Annotated in this window: 21 protein-coding genes; 7 read left to right on the top strand and 14 right to left on the bottom strand. The window is 62.3% G+C overall.

The window, feature by feature from the left end:
* Positions 1-26: 26 nt before the first annotated feature.
* The 6 genes from NJU76_RS00105 to rpl7ae all read right to left on the bottom strand — a co-directional run bounded on the left by NJU76_RS00105 (position 27) and on the right by rpl7ae (position 3475).
* Positions 27-440, bottom strand: a complete 414-nt coding sequence (locus NJU76_RS00105; protein WP_254530790.1) for a DUF7344 domain-containing protein — start codon at positions 438-440, stop codon at positions 27-29.
* A gap of 507 nt (positions 441-947) precedes the next feature.
* Complete coding sequence (locus NJU76_RS00100; protein WP_254528552.1) at positions 948-1769, bottom strand: IS5 family transposase; 822 nt, start codon at positions 1767-1769, stop codon at positions 948-950.
* Positions 1770-2023: 254 nt separating this feature from the next.
* Positions 2024-2488: a nucleoside-diphosphate kinase gene (ndk, locus tag NJU76_RS00095; RefSeq protein ID WP_254530789.1), complete on the bottom strand. Its 465-nt coding sequence runs from the start codon at positions 2486-2488 to the stop codon at positions 2024-2026.
* Positions 2485-2877, bottom strand: coding sequence for a 50S ribosomal protein L24e (locus NJU76_RS00090; RefSeq protein ID WP_254530788.1), 393 nt, complete (start codon positions 2875-2877; stop codon positions 2485-2487). The genes ndk and NJU76_RS00090 overlap by 4 nt, the downstream gene beginning before the upstream one ends.
* Positions 2877-3101 carry a 30S ribosomal protein S28e gene (locus NJU76_RS00085; protein ID WP_006064297.1) on the bottom strand — a complete coding sequence of 75 codons (225 nt, stop codon included), beginning with the start codon at positions 3099-3101 and terminating at the stop codon, positions 2877-2879. Before NJU76_RS00085 ends, NJU76_RS00090 begins: the two co-directional genes overlap by 1 nt.
* An 11-nt stretch (positions 3102-3112) precedes the next feature.
* Positions 3113-3475 (bottom strand): 50S ribosomal protein L7Ae, encoded by a 363-nt coding sequence (gene rpl7ae, locus NJU76_RS00080; RefSeq protein ID WP_254530786.1) that lies wholly within the window; start codon positions 3473-3475, stop codon positions 3113-3115.
* 386 nt (positions 3476-3861) lie between these two features.
* Between rpl7ae and tmcA the strand changes: the two genes are divergently transcribed.
* Positions 3862-6225, top strand: a complete 2364-nt coding sequence (gene tmcA, locus NJU76_RS00075; RefSeq protein WP_254530784.1) for a tRNA(Met) cytidine acetyltransferase TmcA — start codon at positions 3862-3864, stop codon at positions 6223-6225.
* A gap of 108 nt (positions 6226-6333) precedes the next feature.
* Here tmcA and NJU76_RS00070 read toward each other — a convergent pair whose 3' ends face one another.
* On the bottom strand, positions 6334-7074 hold the full coding sequence (locus tag NJU76_RS00070) for an SDR family NAD(P)-dependent oxidoreductase (protein ID WP_254530782.1): 741 nt from the start codon (positions 7072-7074) through the stop codon (positions 6334-6336).
* Between the two features lie 271 nt (positions 7075-7345).
* Between NJU76_RS00070 and NJU76_RS00065 the strand changes: the two genes are divergently transcribed.
* From NJU76_RS00065 to NJU76_RS00050, 4 genes are all read left to right on the top strand, one after another.
* The gene (locus NJU76_RS00065; protein WP_254530780.1) at positions 7346-7864 is read left to right on the top strand and encodes an IS630 family transposase; all 519 of its coding nucleotides are present in this window, start codon (positions 7346-7348) and stop codon (positions 7862-7864) included.
* On the top strand, positions 7828-8364 hold the full coding sequence (locus tag NJU76_RS00060; protein WP_340681236.1) for an IS630 family transposase: 537 nt from the start codon (positions 7828-7830) through the stop codon (positions 8362-8364). Before NJU76_RS00065 ends, NJU76_RS00060 begins: the two co-directional genes overlap by 37 nt.
* Before the next feature lie 94 nt (positions 8365-8458).
* Positions 8459-8944 carry a DUF456 domain-containing protein gene (locus tag NJU76_RS00055; protein WP_254530779.1) on the top strand — a complete coding sequence of 162 codons (486 nt, stop codon included), beginning with the start codon at positions 8459-8461 and terminating at the stop codon, positions 8942-8944.
* A gap of 69 nt (positions 8945-9013) precedes the next feature.
* Entirely contained in the window at positions 9014-9178 is a 165-nt protein-coding gene (locus NJU76_RS00050) for a DUF8014 family protein (protein ID WP_254530777.1), read from the top strand.
* A gap of 233 nt (positions 9179-9411) precedes the next feature.
* On the opposite strand, the gene NJU76_RS00045 is transcribed toward NJU76_RS00050, so the two are convergent.
* From NJU76_RS00045 to NJU76_RS00030, 4 genes are all read right to left on the bottom strand, one after another.
* Entirely contained in the window at positions 9412-11130 is a 1719-nt protein-coding gene (locus tag NJU76_RS00045; RefSeq protein WP_254530775.1) for a glutamate--tRNA ligase, read from the bottom strand.
* Between the two features lie 179 nt (positions 11131-11309).
* Positions 11310-11516: a twin-arginine translocation signal domain-containing protein gene (locus NJU76_RS00040; RefSeq protein ID WP_254530774.1), complete on the bottom strand. Its 207-nt coding sequence runs from the start codon at positions 11514-11516 to the stop codon at positions 11310-11312.
* A 140-nt stretch (positions 11517-11656) separates the two neighbouring features.
* Entirely contained in the window at positions 11657-12709 is a 1053-nt protein-coding gene (idsA3, locus tag NJU76_RS00035) for a geranylfarnesyl diphosphate synthase (protein WP_254530772.1), read from the bottom strand.
* 1 nt (position 12710) lies between these two features.
* Positions 12711-14063, bottom strand: a complete 1353-nt coding sequence (locus tag NJU76_RS00030) for a ribonuclease J (RefSeq protein WP_254530770.1) — start codon at positions 14061-14063, stop codon at positions 12711-12713.
* Positions 14064-14453: 390 nt separating this feature from the next.
* Between NJU76_RS00030 and trkA the strand changes: the two genes are divergently transcribed.
* Complete coding sequence (gene trkA, locus NJU76_RS00025) at positions 14454-15785, top strand: Trk system potassium transporter TrkA (RefSeq protein WP_254530768.1); 1332 nt, start codon at positions 14454-14456, stop codon at positions 15783-15785.
* Between the two features lie 30 nt (positions 15786-15815).
* Here the strand turns inward: trkA and NJU76_RS00020 are convergent, their stop codons facing one another.
* Positions 15816-16019: a hypothetical protein gene (locus tag NJU76_RS00020; RefSeq protein WP_254530766.1), complete on the bottom strand. Its 204-nt coding sequence runs from the start codon at positions 16017-16019 to the stop codon at positions 15816-15818.
* Positions 16020-16217: 198 nt separating this feature from the next.
* Between NJU76_RS00020 and NJU76_RS00015 the strand changes: the two genes are divergently transcribed.
* Complete coding sequence (locus NJU76_RS00015; RefSeq protein ID WP_254530765.1) at positions 16218-17750, top strand: TrkH family potassium uptake protein; 1533 nt, start codon at positions 16218-16220, stop codon at positions 17748-17750.
* Positions 17751-17803: 53 nt separating this feature from the next.
* On the opposite strand, the gene NJU76_RS00010 is transcribed toward NJU76_RS00015, so the two are convergent.
* Positions 17804-18544: an isopentenyl phosphate kinase gene (locus NJU76_RS00010; protein WP_254530764.1), complete on the bottom strand. Its 741-nt coding sequence runs from the start codon at positions 18542-18544 to the stop codon at positions 17804-17806.
* On the bottom strand, positions 18541-19527 hold the full coding sequence (gene mvk, locus NJU76_RS00005; protein WP_254530763.1) for a mevalonate kinase: 987 nt from the start codon (positions 19525-19527) through the stop codon (positions 18541-18543). Before mvk ends, NJU76_RS00010 begins: the two co-directional genes overlap by 4 nt.
* Positions 19528-19587: the final 60 nt, after the last annotated feature.

The following is a 19587-nucleotide window of genomic DNA, read 5'->3' as shown; positions in this document are numbered from 1 at the left end:
GTGACGTTGTGTGATATCAGGTTCGCTTACGCGATTTCTTTGTGGTACGCGTGTTCGAGCCACTCCTCGAGCGACGGTTGACTCCAGTATCGAACCGTCTCGCTCCGCTGATCGTGTTCGAGAATGCCTGCATCCTCGAGTTTCGGGAGATGAACGTGCTGAAGTTCCGTGCGGATTCCGGTTTGCTGGTCCTCCGGGTCGCCTGCGGGACCAATATCTGACGCCGAACTCGTCAGCGTTCCTTCCGGAGTTTCGGTCGTTCGCTCGATCTTGAAAACGTTCTCGGTGAGGGCCTCCACGGAGGCGACGCCGTCCGGTTGATCATTGAGATAGTACAGCGCGTACCGGCGTCTGTTATTCGAGAGCAGATCGAAAACGAGGCTGAGCGACGGCGTCGTATCTGCCGTAAATGATGTCGCTTCTCCCTCTGTTTCACGCATTCACGAACCACCTACCGTATGTTACCATTCGAAACCACCGGTCGATCTTTCTCGGGCCGACACATTAGACCTTACGTCTACCTAGAAAAATACCTGTGTTATATCCGTTACGATGTTTCGGTATTATAACCGGAAATCGGTTCTTTCCCAGTTAAAACAAGGAATATAATAGTAATAAACCGACTGTTTCGGTACCGTCGAGACGAATTTGACCTCGAACGGAGACGTGACTGACTGGAAAGAGCTTGCCTCACGCGGCGTCGACTCGGACCGCCCTCGTTCTCGATGTTCCGTGTTCGGTGTGCGCTTCGAATCGTGATTTCCCCCGACGACTGCTGCCACCCCGACCGAGATAATCCGTTTCTCGTGGACGAACGTAGCCGTCGATGGGTCGATCGAGAACGACCGTGAGCAAAAAAATGCTTCGTAGGATCGCTAGACGAAGCTTGATTTCGGCGTTTTCACTAATGCCACCGCCGGTCGAAAACCGATACACTGCGGTTGATTCTACGGATATCTAACTGTTCGACGAAGATTGTAGACGGCACATTTGAGCACCATCTCGCGGAATTCGAGGTGCCAGCTTCGCGCACGCACGGCGGAGCCGAGCGTGCGCTTGATCGACGAAAAGACAGTCTCAACCATCCAGCGGCGATTGTACCAGCAGCTGCTCATCCGGGCGTTGTGTGCCCGGTCGAGCGAGGAGTAGATCCGGTGTTTGATCAACGGTCGGATGCGATCAAGATGAAGATCGTCTCGGAATGGCTTTCCATCGTAAGCACGGTCAGCGGCCAATGACCGCAGGTCCTCGGCGTTTCGCCGAGCGACCTGCGGACCAATCTTCGCATCATGTTTTTTCGTGGTCGTACAGTGAACATCGTAGACGTACAGCGTTTTCACGTCCACGAGGGCAGTGACTTTGAGCGAGCGAACGCGGTAGTGTTTTCGCGTCGCGTAGTACCGCGAGGGCTGGTCGCGGTCGAAACCAGTCGAGTCGATCGCGGCATGGCCAGTGCGTTTCTCGGCTGATTCGCCGAGAAACGCACGATAGGTCTCCATCGAGATAGTCTCAAACCAGTCACGCAGGACGGTAAAATGCGGAAGCCGCGTGAGGCCGATTTCGTCGAGAATGCCGGGCATTTCGCTCAACAGATCGATTGTCTGGCGGTAGGATTTCCCGAGTTCGATCCGCAGTGCTTGCAACGTGAGCATCGCCCATTCGGCGAACCCGCCACCCCCTACGGGGTCGGCGGGTTCGTCCGGATTCTCGACAACGTTTTTAGCTTTCGCAACGATTTCTCGGGTGAGGAGACGGAATTCGGATACCAAAGTAATCCGTCTCTTCGCTTTCTACGAAGATAACGAGATTGAGGCGACGCCGTCTAGCGATCCTACAGAGCACAAAAAAAGACGGTCAGCGACTGGCGGTGATGGGCCGACCGCTGATAGTGGAGAGACCGACCGCGCTGAGCGTACACGTTGCTCGGTCACCGTAGACTGGGAGGAACGGTCGGGAACATTCGGACTCGATTTCTTGGCACGTCGTTCGCCTAGGGTGGGACGGTCAACGGACCTCGAGAGAGTTATTCGTAAAGCCACTCGGCGTCGTGTTGTTCGTAGTCGGTCAATTCGTCGTCGTCGAAGTGAATCCCAATTTCTCGTTCGTTCGCGCCTTCGTCCTCGTGATCCGCGGCGTGAACGACGTTCCGACCGAGGTCCAGCGCGTAGTCACCACGGATAGTGCCGGGGTCGGCCTCGAGGGGATCGGTTTCGCCGATCATATGGCGGACCTGCCGTGTCGCGTCCTGGCCTTCCCAGACCATCGGAACGACCGGACCGGAGGTGATGAACTCGACGAGATCGTCGTAGAACGACTTGTCCTCGTGCTCGCTGTAGTGTTCCTCCGCTCGCTCGCGGGGCATGGTCTCGACTTTTATGCCGACGAGTTTGAGTCCGCGGTCCTCGAGTCGGGAGATGACTTCGCCGACTAAACCGCGTGCGAACGCGTCTGGCTTGACCATCACGAACGTGCGCTCGTGCTCGCTCATTGTTCGGCCTCGGTCTCGGCTTCGTCCTCGTCGCTGTCTTCATCGCCGTCGGCAGCGGCCTCGTCGCTGTCTTCATCGCCGTCGGCAGCGGCCTCGTCGCTGTCTTCGTCGCCGTCGGCTTCGGCCTCGGATTCCGCTTCGGCTTCCGCTTCTGCGCCTTCGTCAGCGGAAACGTCCTCGTCGGTGGCCGTGTCGGTCTGGGCGGTGCCCTTGCCGCGGCGGCCTTCCTGGGTCCACTCGAGGTCGCGCGGTTCGCGCCCGAGCTTGTAGTTTTTCTCCGCCTTCGAGTCGACGAAGTGGAGTACAGTACCGTCGTTCTGGACGTACATGATGCCCGTGCCGGGCTCGATTTCTTCGCCCGTGTAGTCGCAGGTTCGTTTTTCGACCATTATTGTCCACCGATGGAATCAGCCTCGCGAGCGGTCTCGCGAAGTTGGAGTACGTCCCCTTCGCGGACCGGCCCGAGGCAGTTACGGGTGATGATGCGTCCCTGGTTCTCGCCCTCCTTGATTCGGCATTTGACCTGCATGGCTTCGCCGTGCATGCCGGTCTTGCCGACGATCTCGATGACCTCGGCGGGCGTAGAGCCGCTTTCTTCCTCTTCAGCACTCATCTCTGATCACCTCAGTCGAGTTCCTCGACCTTGTCGGCGATGTCCTCGACGTCGTCTTCCGCTTCACCGGCATCGACGATCGCCGCGGCGGCCGAGCCAACTTCGAGACCGGCGGCGTGGCCGACATCGTCCTGGGTCTCGATGAAGACGACCGAAATGCCCTTCTCGTCGGCGAGTTCCGGGAGGTGCATCACGATCTCCTCGGGAGACACGTCTTCGGCGACGTAGACGAGGTCGGCGTTACCGCGCTCGATGGCCTTCGTCGTTTCGTTGGTTCCTTTCTTTACACGTCCTGTATCTCGTGCGACCTCGAGCGCCTCGAGGGCGTCGTCGGCGAGGTCGGCTGGGATGTCGGTTGTTACGTAGACTGACATTGGTTGTTCACCTCTCCTACGCGCGGGCTCGCACTCCCCTGCCATCCGGGAGCTGGGCACCCGGGCCGAGTTCGACTCGGCGGAAGTCCTGTGAGGCTAGGAGCATCATCAACCCCGCGTAGGGTGTACACTCGAATAGCGCTGCCCCCCTTAAAAGCGTGTTCAAACGACCGAAGCCATGCGATACTACCGCATGGACCGTTCGGCATCAGGACGTGTTGTGCGAGCTACATTCTTCCGTTGTGGTCGGGCCGGACGAGTGTGGTGGTGCCGGGTAATACGTGGTGGGCCGCACGGGTCCAGTGGACGGCGCGCGAGGTCCGCGGCGGTGAGCGCCTCTAGTCGGTCGTCGGTGCCTATTACTCTCGAGCGCCAAGTACGAACACATGGACGTCGACGTCGTCGACTGTGCCGTCTCGCTCCACGAGGAAGCGACGCGAACGAACGAACGCAGAATTGTCGTTCTTTCCGGCCCACGCAACCGTGGATACGACGCTCTCCAGTCGATCCTCGAATCGCTCCCCGTTGCGATCACCGAGACGACGCTCATCGGCACGGAGGATCGACTCCGTTGTGAGCAACTCCCGCAGGAACACGCGGGCGAACTCCTCGGGAAGACCCGCACGGTGATCGCTCTCGACGCCCACGACGACTTTCGGCCGAACGCGCTCGGGAAAGTCGTCGGCGCAGTCGACGGCGGTGGGCTGCTCGTCTTACTACTGCCGTCGCTTGAGGCCTGGCCGGATCGCCGAACCGAGTTCGACGCCTCGCTGGCCGTCCCGCCGTTCGAACTGGACGACGTCACCGGCCGATTCAAACGCCGTTTCGTCGAGACCCTCAGAGCACATCGGGGTGTCGCGATTGTCGACCTTGAGCGCGGTCGACTCGAGACCAACGGGCTGACCGATCCCGCACCCAGACTTGCCACGGTCGCCCCGGGCCTTCCACGGGAGCACCGTTTTCCGGACGCCACCTACGAGGCCTGCCTCACGTCGGATCAGGCCGAAGCCGTCGCTGCGCTGGAGGGACTGTTCGACGACGAGCGAGCAGTCGTCCTCGAGGCGGACCGCGGCCGCGGCAAATCGAGCGCGGCAGGGCTCGCGGCTGGTGCGTTCGCCACCTGCGGAAACGACGTCCTCGTGACCGCACCGGCCGCCGGAAACGCGAGCGAACTGTTCGACCGTGCCGGCGAACTCTGCGAGACACTCGCGAGGGAGCACGACGAGGACGACAGCGACCACGAAAGCGGGAGCGACGGCGAGCGCATCGAAGGCCTCGAGAGGACCACAGTCATCGAGCCTGGGCGGGTCGAAACCGCGACCGGCGGAACCGTTCGATTTCTCGAACCGACGGCGGCCGTCGCGGGACTCGAGGCGGCCGATATCGTCGTGGTCGATGAGGCTGCTGCGCTCCCGGTTGCGACGCTCGAAGCGCTGCTCGCCGCCGACCGGGTCGCGTTCGCGACGACCGTCCACGGCTACGAGGGTGCCGGCCGTGGATTCTCCGTCCGATTCCGGGACCGACTCGCAGAGAGCGGTCACGACGTAACCGAGTGCACGTTGGTCGAGCCGATTCGATACGCCGCGGGTGATCCCGTCGAAGTGTGGGCCTTCCGCGCGCTGCTCCTCGACGCTCGACCGCCGGTCGAGGCGCTTGTGACCGACGCTCGGCCGGAAACCGTCGTCTATCGTCGACTCGAGCCGGCGGCCCTCATCGAGGACGAAACTCTCCTCCGGGAGGCGTTCGGTCTCCTCGTCCTCGCACATTACCGAACGGAACCGAACGACCTCGCGAGACTGCTCGACGCACCGAACCTCGAGGCCCGCGCACTCCGTTACGATGGCCACGTGGTCAGCGTCGCACTGCTGGCACGCGAGGGAAACCTGTCCCCGGAAACTCGATCGATGATGTACGAGGGGGGCCGCGTTCGCGGCAACATGCTTCCGGACGTGCTAACGAGCCAGTTACGCGACGAAGCGGCGGGCGAGTCTGCGGGAATTCGCGTCGTCCGCATCGCGACCCACCACGCCGTTCGGTCGCGTGGGCTGGGTTCCTGCCTGCTGGAACGCGTCAAGGAGGAATTCAGCAATGCAGGGGGTGAGGCCATCGTCGCCGACGAGGACGGCGACGACGCACTCGACTGGCTCGGAACCGGCTTCGGCGCGACGCCCGGCCTCCTCGAGTTCTGGACCGAAAACGGCTACCGGACCGTTCACGTCTCGACTACTCGTAACGACGCCAGTGGCGAGTACTCCGCGCTCATGCTCGCTCCCACGAGCGACGCGGGTCGGACGCTCCACGACCGCCACGCGGACTGGTTCGCCGGCCGATTCGCCGCCCTCTGTTCGGATGCGCTGGACGACCTTGATCCGGACGTCGCCCGAGCAGTACTCCGGAGCGTCGAATCGAGCGCTGGACCGCCCCTCACGCTGACCGACCACGAGTGGCACGTCGTCGCCGGTGCCGCCTACGGACCGGGACTGTTCGACGTCGATCCCGGTCCGTTCAGGCGACTCGTCGTCCGATACTTCATCACCGATCCCAATCCCGTCGACCTGAACGACCGCGAGGAACGACTGCTCGTCCTCCGCGTGCTTCAGGGACGCGACTGGTCGACCGTCGCCGACCGACTCGAGTACCACTCCACCGGGCAGTGCATGCGTGCACTCGGCGACGCGTTGTGCCCGCTCGTCGATCACTACGGGACGGATGCGGCGCGTTCGGTACGAAATCGCTTCGCCGACGACTGATACGGACTGGTGTACGTCAGTTCCGGTGCAACCGCGACCACCCTGCGGTTGCGCCGATAAACCGTTACAGCAGACCGTATGAGTCCCGCAGCTGATATCACAGAGGTGTCAGAACAACCGCCGAAGCAACCTCTCGGGGACCAGATCCAGGAACCACGCGATCAGCCGCCACCGTCGGGTAACGTACGCGTGGTTTCGTTTCTTGTAGATCGCTCGAGCGATCCGGTCGGCCGCCGTCTCCGGCGACGACTCCCAGAAACCACCCAGGGAGAGATCAGTGTCGACGAACCCCGGCTCGACGGTCGTGATCGTCACGTTCGTATCGCTGTCTGCTTGCCGACTGCGCAGTCCTTCGAGGTACGTCGACACGTAGGCCTTCGAGGCATTGTAGGCCTGTACGCCGCCGGTCCCGAAGTGGGCCGCGACCGAAGAGATGCCCACGAGGTGGCCGTCCGTTTCGCTCACCTGATCGGAGTGGTGCTCGAAGTACTGCATCGCGGCGGTCGCGATGGCCGTAAACCCGCGGACGTTGACGTCGATCGTCTCGCGTTCGGGGCCCCACTCGAGGTCATGGTTTACGTGTGCGACGCCGGAACTGATGACGACGACGTCGACCGACGACATGGCGTCGGCGAGTTCACAAAATCCCTCCCGGGCGTCCTCGGTATCGCTAACGTCCATCGTGGCGACGTACGATTTGGTTGGGAGTTCCTTCCCGATCCGACGCATGCGATCCGTTCGGCGTGCAGCGAGGCCGATTTCGTAGCCATCGGCCGCGAGCCGTCGGGCCAGCGCTTCCCCGATACCCGACGATCCGCCGACGATGATCGCTCCACGGTGCTGATTCATACCGACACGTTCGGTTGCTGATGCGTATATCATTCGCTGTTCGTTCCAGTCGTTCCAGTTCCAGCCGTCCAACCGTCTGTTCCGACCGCATCCATCACCTCCGACGCAGACCGTATCTATGTCTACCGCCGAGTCTCGGACCGCATCCACGTTCACCGCTGCGAGCTCGGATCGTACGCACCCCGTCGGTCCCTGACAGGCCATCTCGAGGGTGTACGAACTATAGGGATCAGCACTCTGGTTCATATCTTCACGGTGCGTAGAGACGGGTATGACCGGATGGGGAAAGAAGCTGGCTGATGTCGATGAGGAGCAGTTGCGCCAGCAACTGCGCACGGAAACTGATCCAAAGGCGGTCAAACGTCTGACCGTTGCACTGCTCTACGCCGATGGCTCTTCTCCATACGAGATCGAACGTCTCCTTGGGATCCCCGCACAGACCGTTTACGACTGGCTCGACACTGTCGCCGAGCGCGAGGGCGTCGCGCTCGGCGACCTCCCTCGTGGCGGGAGCCGTCCTCGCCTTACCGACGATCAGTGGGACGAACTGACGGCGACGCTTCAGGCGCCGCCGTCAGAAGCTGGCATCGACGCACCAGCCTGGAGACCATCCCTCGTCCGTGAATACATCGCCGAGAACTTCGGCGTTAAGTATTCTCACGCGCACATGTACCGCCTGATGAAAAAGGCCGGGCTGTCGGTCCAGACAGCCCGGCCGATTCACTACCAGGCTGACCCAGAAGAACAGCGACGCTGGCGTGCGGAGTTCAAAAAAAGTGGCCGACGCTGAAGGCTGAAGGGTATCGAATCGTCGCCATCGACCAACACACGCAGAAAGTCGCAACCGAGCAAAAACCCGATTGGTTCCCGGTGAATTCGCGCCCGAGACTGCCGGTCTCGGGCGCTCGTGAGAAGGTGAACATGCTCGGAGCAGTCACCGACGACCGTGAGCGCTTTGTTGCTCTGACGTCGAATCGGTTCAACGCTGAAATCGCAAAGCACTTTCTTCGGGCGATACAGCACGAATTCGGCAAGAAGCTCGCCATTGTCTTGGACAATGCGAGCTACTTCATCGCGAAGACGCTGAAGAAGCAGGCCGCCGCAGACGGCCTGCTTCTGGAATTCTTGCCGGCGCATTCGCCGGAAATGAACCCGCTCGAAAACTGTTGGCGACAGCTCCGTGAGGGCCGAGCCAACCACCTCTTTCGAACACTCGATGACGTCAACGAATATCTCTCAATGGCTCTGCCAGCACTCAACTCACCGCAAATCTATGAGTATCTCTGCTAATCACTATAGCTGGACTCGTGTCTCTCGGCTCTCCGAACGGTTGCACACCGTCGAAGGCAGCACCGTTTTGTCCTCGTCGTTCGTTACTTCCGATATGGTCGATCTCGTCACTGTCCTGGCGATCGCGTTGCTCCTCGGCGGTATCGTCGGGGCGGCCGCTCCGATGGTCCCAAGCGGACTCCTCTCGCTCGCCGGACTCGCGCTCTACTGGTGGGGCACTGGTTTCACCGAACTGAGCGTACTCACGTTCGCGGTTCTCGTCTCCCTCGCCATCCTGACTGCACTCATCGAGTTCTTCGGCGGGTCGATCGCCGCGCGGGCCGGTGGCGCGTCCTGGATGACGACCGCCGTCGCGGCTATCGTTGGGCTCATCCTCATGGTCGTCACTGGGCCACTCGGCCTCCTCGTCGGCCTCTTCGGAACAGTTTTCGCGCTCGAGTTCGTCCGAAACGGGGAACTCGAGGGGAGCACCCGCTCGGCCATCTACACGACGATCGGAATCCTCGCGTCGACGGCGGTCCAGGTCCTCCTGACCACGTCGATCCTCTTCGGGTTCGTCGTCGCCGTCTTCCTTCTCTGATTCCTCGAGCGCGGACCGCGTCTTCCCGCGGGGAAACACTGAAGCCGTGGCTGCCGTTCACACGACTAGATGGAGTGTTCGGAATCCGACTGCGAGCGCCCCGGTACCGTCGAGTTACACATCCCCTGGGACGAGAACCGATTCGTCTGCGCCGCCCACGCCCGCGTTCTTGGCCGACAGGACGGCGTCGTCGCCGATCCGGATCCGGATCGGGCCGCGGATCTGCTCGAGTGACGCAACGTTAGACCCGAGCACGGCTGCCATTGGGTCACGGCGAGCGCGGACGGCGACGATCCCGTGGCCGGCGCCGGATAAGCGAAATTCGGCCACGCCACTGCGCCGACCGTGACCACGCGATCGCGTCGGTTATCGGAACGGTTGTTCGCTAATTCCACGCACGTGCGAGCGCGTACGATTAGGCAGAACGCCGAGGCAGAACGCCGACTGAGCGACAAAGTCGCCGACAGTCAGGGATGCGCGTAGTACGCGACGGTCTCCTTCTCGTCGTGGCGGTCGATTCTCGCGAACCCGACTCGCTCGAACTGGACCATCTCGTCTGGTTCGATGTCGGCGACGCCCGGCTCCGCCCGTCCGGTCACGTCGCCTTCCATCGTCCGCATGCGGACAGGGACGCTCTCTGTGGCCGGCACCCAGTGGACGACGTCTACGTCACCCTCGCGGACGACGTCGATGTCCTCGCCCGTATACTGCAACACGTCGCGCGTGAATTGGAAGCAGCCCAGTCCCTTGAGCCAGATGCGGTCCTCGCGCTGGGGAAGGTCCTCTGGCTCGAGCAGGACGGAATCGCCGACCGGAATCTCGCGAACGCCGCGGTCCTCGTGGTTGGGGTGCAGTGGCGGATTCGCTTCGTCGGGCGGACTGCCGGCGAGCGGGAGCTGATTGCCGTCGCGGACGAGGAACCGTCGATCGGTCTCGTCGTCGATCAGTTCGCGGTTGTTCGCGTAAATCGTGCTCATCGCGAGGTCGACGTCGCTGGTCGAGGTGCCGAGGTCGACCATCGCCTCCACGATGGCTTCACCTCGAATTCCGCGCCGTCGAAGGCTCTTCAGCGTCGGTGCCCGCGGATCGTCCCAGCCGTCGAGTTCGCCGGCCTCGATCAGCGCCGTGATGGTCGACGTACTCATCTTCACGTCGTATTCGTCGAGCTGGACGTGGCCCCAGTGAATCACCTCGGGGTAGTCCCAGCCGAAGTAGTCGTAAACGAATCGCTGGCGTTTCGCGGAGTCCTGCAGGTCGATGCCGCGGATGATGTGGGTTATCTCGAGCAGATGATCGTCAACACCGGACTGGAAGTCTAGCATCGGCCAGCACCGGTATCCGCTCGCCTCTTCCCGGGGGTGTGGCGTATCGATCATCCGGAACGCGACCCAGTCGCGAAGCGCCGGATTCTTGTGTTCGATGTCGGTTTTGACCCGGAGGACCAACTCGCCGCTGCTGTGCTCGCCGTCGATCATCGCTTCGAACTCCTCGAGAACCGTCTCGGCGTCTTTGTCCCGGTGTGGACACGGTTCGCCGCTGTTTTTCAGATCGGAGAACGCCTCGCCCGAACACGAGCACGTGTACGCGCCGCCCATCTCGATCAGGTCGCGAGCGTGACCGTAGTAGGTCTCGAGTCGATCGCTCGCCCTGTATGTCGCGTCGGGTTTGAAGCCGAGGTAGTCGCAGTCCTCGAGAATCGCTTCGTACGCATCGAGGTCCGGGCGCTTGGTCTCGGGGTCGGTATCGTCGAATCTGACGCAGAACCAGCCGTCGTAGCGGTCGCGGTAGGTGCCGATGACGGCGGGCATCCTGGCGTGGCCGACGTGCCACGGGCCGTTCGGGTTCGGCGCACACCGCATTCGGATCTCGTCGTAGTCGTCCGCGTTCGGCAGGTCTGGCAAATCGTGTTCGTCTGCTTCGTCTTCGGCCTCGATTTCGGCGAGTTCCTCGGGTGCCAGTTCCTCGAGACGGGCACGCTTTTCGTCGTACTCGAGTTCGTTGACCCGTGCGACGACGCCGCCGACGACGCTTGGAACGGCATCGGCGTGTTCACGAAAGTCCGGATTGTCGCCCATCAACGGCCCCATCACGGCGCCGACGGCGGCGTCGCTCTGGTGTTTGACAGCGTTCAACAGCGCGTGCTTCTCCGCCTCGCGCTCGACCTGCTCGCGTAACTCATCGTTCATTACCGACCGGTATTCGTGCCCGGCCCAAAACCCTCGCGATTCGTCGTATCTCCCGCTCGTGTCGGCCCGGGCGCACGGCGGCCACCTCGCTCCCGCCTCATACGGTCTGCTGTAACGATGTACCGGTGCAACCGCAGGGCGGTCGCGGTTGCACCGGCAATGACTTACAGCAGTCCGTATCAGTCCTCGAGGTCCGCTTCGTGAAATTCGCCGGGAGTCCCCTTGCACGGCTGACTCGACGTTTCGGCTTCGATTTCGTTCGATGGGGAGGTCTCGAGCAGCGACCCGACGCAACCTGCCGTCGCGGCCGATCCGGCGACCGCGACCGTTGCGAGGAATCCACGTCGGGAGTGCCCCGCCCCCGATCGAGACGTGCCTTCGGTCACGTCCGTCGGTCGCTGAGGTATCCGCAAAAAGATCAGGTCGGTATCGAGCAGTGAGTTACAGCGAGACGCGAGTGTGGCCGGCTTTTGGACGGCGAGCCGGATCCCGTACAGTACCCGCGTTCGGTCGGGCAACGAACGTCTCAGTACCCGCGCTCGATCAGATAGTCTGCGATCTCGAAGAGGAGGTTGCGGGCCTCGTTATCCGGCAGCACATCGAGTCGGCTCTTCCCCTGTTCGACGAGGTCGCGGGCCGTGTCGTTCGCGTAGGAGATCGAGCCGGCCGCCTCGAGTTCGGCGACTGCGTTGTCGATTTCGGCTTCGGTGACCGCGTCGACGTCATCTGTATCGACTAAGGTATCGACGTCGACGCCCTGCCTGCGGGCGTGGACGGTTATCAGCGTTTGCTTGTTCTCGACGAGGTCGCTGCCTCGCTGTTTTCCAAGTTGCTCGCTCGGAACCGTCAGATCCAACACATCGTCCTGAATCTGGAACGCGCGACCGATGTCCAGGCCGTAACCGTAGAGGGCATCGACCGTATCGTCATCCGCTCCCAGTAAGATTGCGGGGAGACACGCGGAGGCGGCGTACAGGACGGCCGTCTTCTGTTCGACCATCTCGAGGTACTCCGTGGGCGAGACGTCGGTCCGCTCCTCGAATGTGACGTCCAGGGACTGGCCCTCACAGATCTTCGTACAGGTCGTCGAGAGGATGGAAAACGCCTCGACGAGTCGATCAGACTGGGCCCCCGTCTCGAGCATGATCTCGAATGCCTTCGAGTAGAGCGTGTCGCCGGCGAGAATCGCGGTCTCGATATCGTAGGCCTCGTGAACGGCGGGAACGCCACGTCGGAGATCGTCGTCGTCCATGATATCGTCGTGGATCAGGGTGAACGACTGGATGACCTCGACGCTGACAGCGGCTGCCATCACGTCGACCGGACCGTCCTCGTCGAGCGACGGGAACGATCGATACTCCGCCGTGAGAGATTCGACGTCACACAGCGCCTCTGCGGTCGTTAGCAGGACGGCCGGCCGCAGCCGTTTGCCGCCCGCATCGAGCAGGTACCGGGACGCTTCGTAGAGCCGTTCCGGCTGCTGGATCGGTAACTCCTCTGTGATCGCCTCGTTGACCTGTTCGCGCCGGTGCCGGACTGCCTCGAGCACCGCTTCCTCACGTGCCTCGGGGCTCGTCATATCAGTCGACTAATTGGATGAGGTTCCCATTGCGCGTAACGTGGAGGTCTCGCCCCATGCTGTAGCCTTCGCTCTCGCAAAGGTTGACGTAGCTCGAGTAGCCGCTCATGTCCTGGTGAGCCGGAATGACGTGCTGGGGCTGAAGCGCGTCGAGCATCTCGTAGTGGCCCTCTTGATTGAGGTGGCCGGAGACGTGAATGTCGTCGTACACCCGCGCGCCCTGCATGCCGAGCAGTTTCTCTGCCTGGTAGCGCTGGCCTTCGTTGGTCGGCTCCGGAATAACGCGGGCCGAGAAGACGACCTTGTCGCCGTCGTCCAGTTCATACGGCGTCTCGCCGCGTGCCATCCGGGTGAGCATCGCGCGCGGCTCGCCCTGGTGGCCGGTGACGACGGGTAGGTAGTCGCCTTTCCCCTCGTTCATGATCCGCTTGAACGTGCGGTCGACGGACTTCCGATGGCCGAACATTCCCAGATCGGTCGGGAAGTCGATGAAGTCGAGCCGTTCTGCGGTGCCGGAGTACTTCTCCATCGACCGACCCAGCAGAACGGGCTGACGGCCGATATCGTCCGCGAACTCGACCAGCGACTTTACACGAGCGATGTGGCTAGAGAACGTCGTCGCGACGATGCCGCCGTCGTAGTCCTCGAGGCTGTAGAGGACGTCGCGAAGGTGCTCGCGCGCGACTCGCTCGCTGGGGGTGCGCCCCTTCTTGCTCGCGTTGGTACAGTCCTCGATGTAAGCGAGAACGCCGTTGCCCTCACGCCCAATCTCTCGGAACCGGTCCATATCGATCGGATCGCCGATGACGGGCGTGTGGTCAATTCGCTTGTCCAGCCCGTAGACGACCGCTCCCTCCGGTGTGTGGAGGACGGGATTGATCGCGTCGATGATCGAGTGGGTGACGTTGACGAACTCGAGGTCGACCTTGCCGCTGTCGCCGATTGCCATCGTCTCGCCGGCGTCCATCTTGATCAGGTCGTTCTCGACGCCGAACTTCTGTTCGCCCTCGATCTGCTGTTTGACGAGTTCGATCGTAAACGGCGTCGCGACGACCGGCGCGTTGTACCGGTGGGCCAGTTTGGAGATGGCACCGATGTGGTCCAGGTGACCGTGCGTCGGGACGATCGCCTTTACGTCGCCTTCGAGGTCGCTCATGACCCGGTCGTCGGGGATAGCACCCATGTCGATCAGGTCGAGGCTGTGCATTCGTTCGGTTTCGACGTTGTCGTGGATCAGTACCTGCGAGAGGTTCAGACCCATATCGAAGATGACGACGTCGTCGCCGGCGCGGACGGCGGTCATCTGCCGTCCGACTTCTTCGTAGCCGCCGATGGTTGCGATTTCGATTTCCATGATTCTGTAGCACTGAAAGTCGCGTTGTGGACTCTCATCGAAACGGTCCGCGGACTCCCGGTTGTGCGGCCCCGGCATCTTGCAGCGCGTCGGCCATCCCGCTATGCGCCCGGATGACGGTCGGCCCGTCGTCGCCGGCTCACGACATCGTGAGCCCCGAACGCACTTGCCCGCGGGTTTCGCTAGGTACCTGTACACGGCCGGGTGTTAAAAACGCAGCGGGTTGGGTCGTCACGCGAGCCAACCCACTCGGTGCCGCGGCGGAGATTGCGGCTGGCGGCTGCGTCGCGCATGGTTTGGGTTCGACTCGAGACCGGGTCGTGCATCGTAATTCCTTTGCCGGTTGCCTCGAAATCGGTGGGCAGCAACTATGATTTTGGAGGCATCGTTGTGTACGTAATCATCGTCGGAGCCGGCGAAGTTGGCCGTTCGATCGCCGCAAATTTAGAAGAGACCCACGACGTGGTCGTCGTCGACCGCGACGCCGAGGTGACCGAAGAACTCACCTATGCGCTGGACGTGTTAACGATCCACGGCGACGGGACTGATCTCGAAATCCTGCGCGAGGCCGGCCTCTCGCAAGCCGGGCTCGTCATCGCCTGTACGGACAACGACGAAACCAACGCCGTCGTCTGCGGCGCGGCGAAGGCCGTTACCGACGTGTTCACCATCGCGCGGGTTCGTCGGCGGACGCTACTCGAAACCTGGCAGGGATCGCAAGGTGCCTTCGGCGTCGACTTCATGGTGTGTACCGACTTGCTGACGGCCCAGACGATCTTCCGTATCTCCGGATTGCCCAGTGCTCACGACGTCGATACGTTCGCCAGCGGACTCGTCCGCATGGCCGAGTTCGACATTCCGGCGGACAGCCCGATCGCGAACCGGACCGTCAGCGAAGCCGACTGTTACGATTCGCTGACCTTCGCTGCACTCTTCCGGGACGACGAGATGATCGTGACTCGAGGCGACACGGTCATTCGGGGCGGTGACCGGATCGTCGTGATCGGCAGCCCCGAATCGACTACCGACTTCGCCGACGAGGTCGCGACGGCGCCCGACGACGCAGAAGAGGTCGTCATCGTCGGCGCGAGCGAGATTGGATTCCAGGCTGCTCGCGAGTTCGAAGATCACGGCTTTCGTCCACGACTGATCGAGCAAGATCACGACCGCGCCCGTGAGGTCGCCGAATCGTTACCGAACACGATGGTCATGGAAAGCGACGCGACGAACGCCGATTTCCTCGCACGGGAACACGTCGGTGAAGCGGACGTCGTGGTCGCCGCACTCGACAGCGACGAGAAGAACCTCCTCGTCTCCCTGCTCGCAGAACGCCTCGGCGTCGACCGTACCGTCGCCGTCATCGAAACCGCCGAGTACGCTGATCTCTTCGAGACCGTCGGAATCGACGTCGCGATCAACCCTCGAGAGGAGACCGCCGAGGAAATCGTCCGCTTTACGCGAACCGATCACACGGAAAAGGTCGCGATGCTCGAGCACGATCGCGCGGAGGTGATCGAGATCGAAGTCGGCGTCGACAGCGTTCTCGTCGGCCGGAAAATCGCCGACGCGACGAACGACCTTCCGGCCGGCGTCGTCATCGGTGCAATTTCTCGAAGCGGCGAACACATCACTCCCCGCGGATCGACGGTCGTTCAACCTGGCGATCACGTGATCGTCTTCGTCGACGCGACGGTTCTCGACGATGTCGTCGAATTGATCTGATCTGCGACAGTTTCAGCGGTCGCCGAACGGTTAGCTGGCTTCCTCGAGGATACGTTCGATGGCCCACACGACCCAGAAGAAGACGATCGTCATCAAGAGAACCATCTCCAGGCGGACTACCGATCCATATCGAACGGCGAGGACGACCGCCATGACGGCTACTGCCGTCGCAACGACGCCGAACACGTCGTAAAACGAACGTGGATGTCGAATGCTTGGGAACCGAGCGATCATATTGCAGCCTACGTGCGATTCACGTATAGACCTCTCTGCGGTGGCGGCCCGGGGCGTTCCCTGTCGGGACTGGTTTCGTAGGCGCCGTTCAGGATCGGGCACCCCTCGCCGGCAATCGTGTGACGATGGATTAATACGACTTACCCAAAATCGATACTGTAACGTGTCCAGACGAAAATCGGGGGTCGGAATATTTCTATGAGACTTCGAACCGATTGGCGCGCCAGTATCGCGCTCGTCGGGACTGTCATCAAATACCTTTCCGTCCCGCTCCTGGTTCCGATTGTCGTCGCGCTCGTCTATTCGGAGCCCGTCTTTCCGTTCGTCGCGACGATCGGCCTGGCAATCGTGGTCGGCTTCGCACTCGAGCGACTCAGTCCCGTCCCGGACTTACAGGTCCGAGAAGCGATGCTCTTCGTCGCGATATCGTGGCTCGCCGTTGCGACCGTCGGTGCAGTGCCGTATATCCTCGCGGGCTGGGGAACCGAATCGACACTCGCCAATCCGGTAAACGCGCTGTTCGAATCGATGTCCGGGTTCACGACGACGGGAGCGACCGTCCTCGCCGAGATTTCGCTCGACCGCCACTCTCACGCCGTGATGATGTGGCGACAGCTCACCCAGTGGCTCGGCGGGATGGGTATCATCGTATTAATGGTCGCGATTTTACCCGAGTTAGCGGTGAGCGGCGCACAGCTCGTTCAGTCGGAGGCACCGGGACCGGAGTTACAGAAGTTGACGCCGCGAATCGCCGAGACAGCGCGTATCCTCTGGCTCGTCTACTTCGTCTTTACCCTCACATTCATCACCATTCTCTATGGCCTCCACCTCGTGGGGATGGCTCCCAGAATGGGGCTGTACAACGCGATCGCTCACGGGTTCACGGCGCTTCCGACGGGCGGGTTCTCGCCCGAAGCCGACAGCGTCGCGGCGTTCTCTGCGATCGTTCAGTGGACGTTCGTGCCGTTTATGATCGTCGCCGGGACCAACTTCGCGTTGTTCTGGCACGTCTTCAGCGGCGAGCGCCATCGGTTCGTGCGCAACTCCGAATTTCGCGCCTACATCGGGGCGATCACCGCGTTGACAGCGGTGCTCGCCGGAATACTATATACCGGTGCCGCACCGCCGCTTTCGGAACTCGGCGGCGTCACGGACGGCGTATTCGAGAACTCGCTCCGACAGAGTTCCTTCCAGATCGCATCACTGTTGACCTCGACAGGGTACGCGACCAGTAATTTCGCGGAGTGGAGTTCGACCGGCAAAATCGTTCTCCTGTTCGCAATGCTCGTCGGCGGCTGTGCCGGCTCCACCGGCGGTGGAGTCAAGGTCGTACGGTGGCTGATCGTGTTCAAATTCCTCCGCCGTGAACTGTTCACGGCCTCCCACCCCGAGGTCGTCCGCCCGATTCGCCTCGGCGGCAACGTCGTCGACGAGGACGCGATCCGCGGCGTGCTCGGATTCACCTTCCTGTACCTCTTCATCTTTGCCATCGCGACACTGCTCATCGCTCTCGACGCCAACCATCTCGTCGATACGCCGCTCGAGGCGTTTAGCGCGAGTCTCGCGACGATCGGGAACATCGGTCCCGGATTCGGATTTCTCGGCCCCTTTGGGTCGTACCACGAGTTCCCGATCGGTTCGAAACTCTTGCTGATCTTTCTCATGTGGATCGGCCGGCTCGAAATAATCCCGGTCCTCGTCATGTTTACCGGCGGATTTTGGACCCGTTGACCGCGCACGATACCGCTCGCTGCTCGCCGCTCGCCACGCTCGTCGACTCGCGATCAGTCAATCGTGGTCCCCGGATTCGACCCGTCGAGGAACGACTCCAGCGCGTCGAGGCCGAAAATCGCCGCCTCGGCCTCGAGATCCAGCAGCGTTCGAACCTTGCCGGCCATTCCGCCGGTCACGTCGGTCGCATCGCTCGCACCGAGCACCGTCGCGACGGCCTCAAAATCGTCGATGCGATCGATGACGTCGTCGTCTTCGTCCAGCACACCGGGAACCGTCGAGCAGAGGCCCACGCGGTCTGCCGAGAGGCGTCGGGCGAGTTCGGCCACGAGTTCGTCTCCGCTGACGACCGTCGCACCGACACCGGCGTGGGCGATCACGTCTCCGTGAAGGACGGGCACGAACCCTTCCGCGAGCATCGCCTCGATCTGTCCGGTCGGCACGGAAAGCGTCCCCGCACCGTCTCGATAGGCTGCCGAAAACGGATGCACCGGTACCGCCTGTACGTCTCGCTCGAGCAGTCGGCTCAGGACGAACTCGTTCAGCGTCTTCATCGCGCCGTGGATGTCCATGACCGCCGTCGCGTCACGAGTTCCCTCGGTCGTACTGACGCCGTGTTCGCTCGCGTTGGGGTGACCGAAGCTGCCACCGCCGTGAACGACCACGAGGTCTTCGGGTCCGCCGGTCAGCGCCGCCGAAATCGTATCGCTCGCCTGCTCGATCGCCTCGCCATCGAGCGTCTCCGCGCGATCTTTCTCGGTGATAACGCTGCCGCCGAGTTTCAGGACGATCATTCGAGTCGCGCCACCCCCTTCTCGGAGAGTTCGGCACGGAAGGCGTCCTCGCAGCCGGGCGTGAACGACAGCGCCGTCTCGGTCTCCGGTGTCGGGTCCAGCGCCACGATGCAACCGCCGCCGCCAGCACCGGTTAGCTTCGCACCCCGTGCGCCCGCATCGCGGGCCGCCCAGACCATCGTGTCGAGCGACCGCGAGGAGACGCCGAGGGCCGACAGCAGCCCGTGGTTGAAATCCATCAATCGGCCGAGTTCGTCGATATCCCCGTTGGCGAGCGCGTCCTCACCGTTGCGGACGACGTCGCCGATCGCTTCGACCGTATCGGCGGCGAAATCGTACTCGTTGCGCAGGTCGCGCACGCCCGCGACCAGTTTCCCGGTATCGCCTGCGCCACCGTCGAATCCGATCACGATCGGCAAGTCCGGCGCATCGAGCGAGCGACAGTCCTCGCCTTCGACACGGACCGCGCCGCCGGTGGCCGAACAGAACGTGTCCGCCCGCGAGGCCTGACCGTCCTGGACCTGGTATTCTGTCCGGTAGGCTCGCTCTGCGAGTTCGTCCGTCTCGAGGGTAACTCCGAGTTCGCGGGTGGCGGCATCGATCGCGGCGACGACGACTGCCGCGGAGGAACCGAGTCCCGCGCCGAGCGGGATGTCACTCTCGATCGTTACGTCGAAGCCCACCTCGTCTTCGTCGGTTGCGTCGCGGACCTGCTCGATCGCGTGGTCGACGTAGCCCATCGCGGCACTAATCAACGATTCCGAGACGTCGATGTCCGGTCCGTTGCTGGTCGATCCGTCGTACTCGACCGTAAAGCCGTTCAGACTGAGATCTTTCGAGTGAACCCGGAGCTTGCCGTCGTCACGTCGTTGCACGCCGACCCGCGCCCGCCGCTCGATCGCACACGGAACGGCCGGTTCGCCGTAAACTACCGCATGCTCCCCGAACAGGTACACTTTGCCGGGAGCGCTCGAGAGTGTCATGCCCGGCCGTTCGCACGACGACGGTTAATACCTATCTTCTCCGGACCGTCCCGCTGGTGG

Origin of the sequence: Natrinema gelatinilyticum, from assembly GCF_024266705.1 — an archaeon.
GTDB lineage: Archaea > Halobacteriota > Halobacteria > Halobacteriales > Natrialbaceae > Natrinema > Natrinema gelatinilyticum.
Note: the sequence above shows the minus strand (reverse complement) of the source record. Positions and strands in the feature narration are given on the sequence as shown.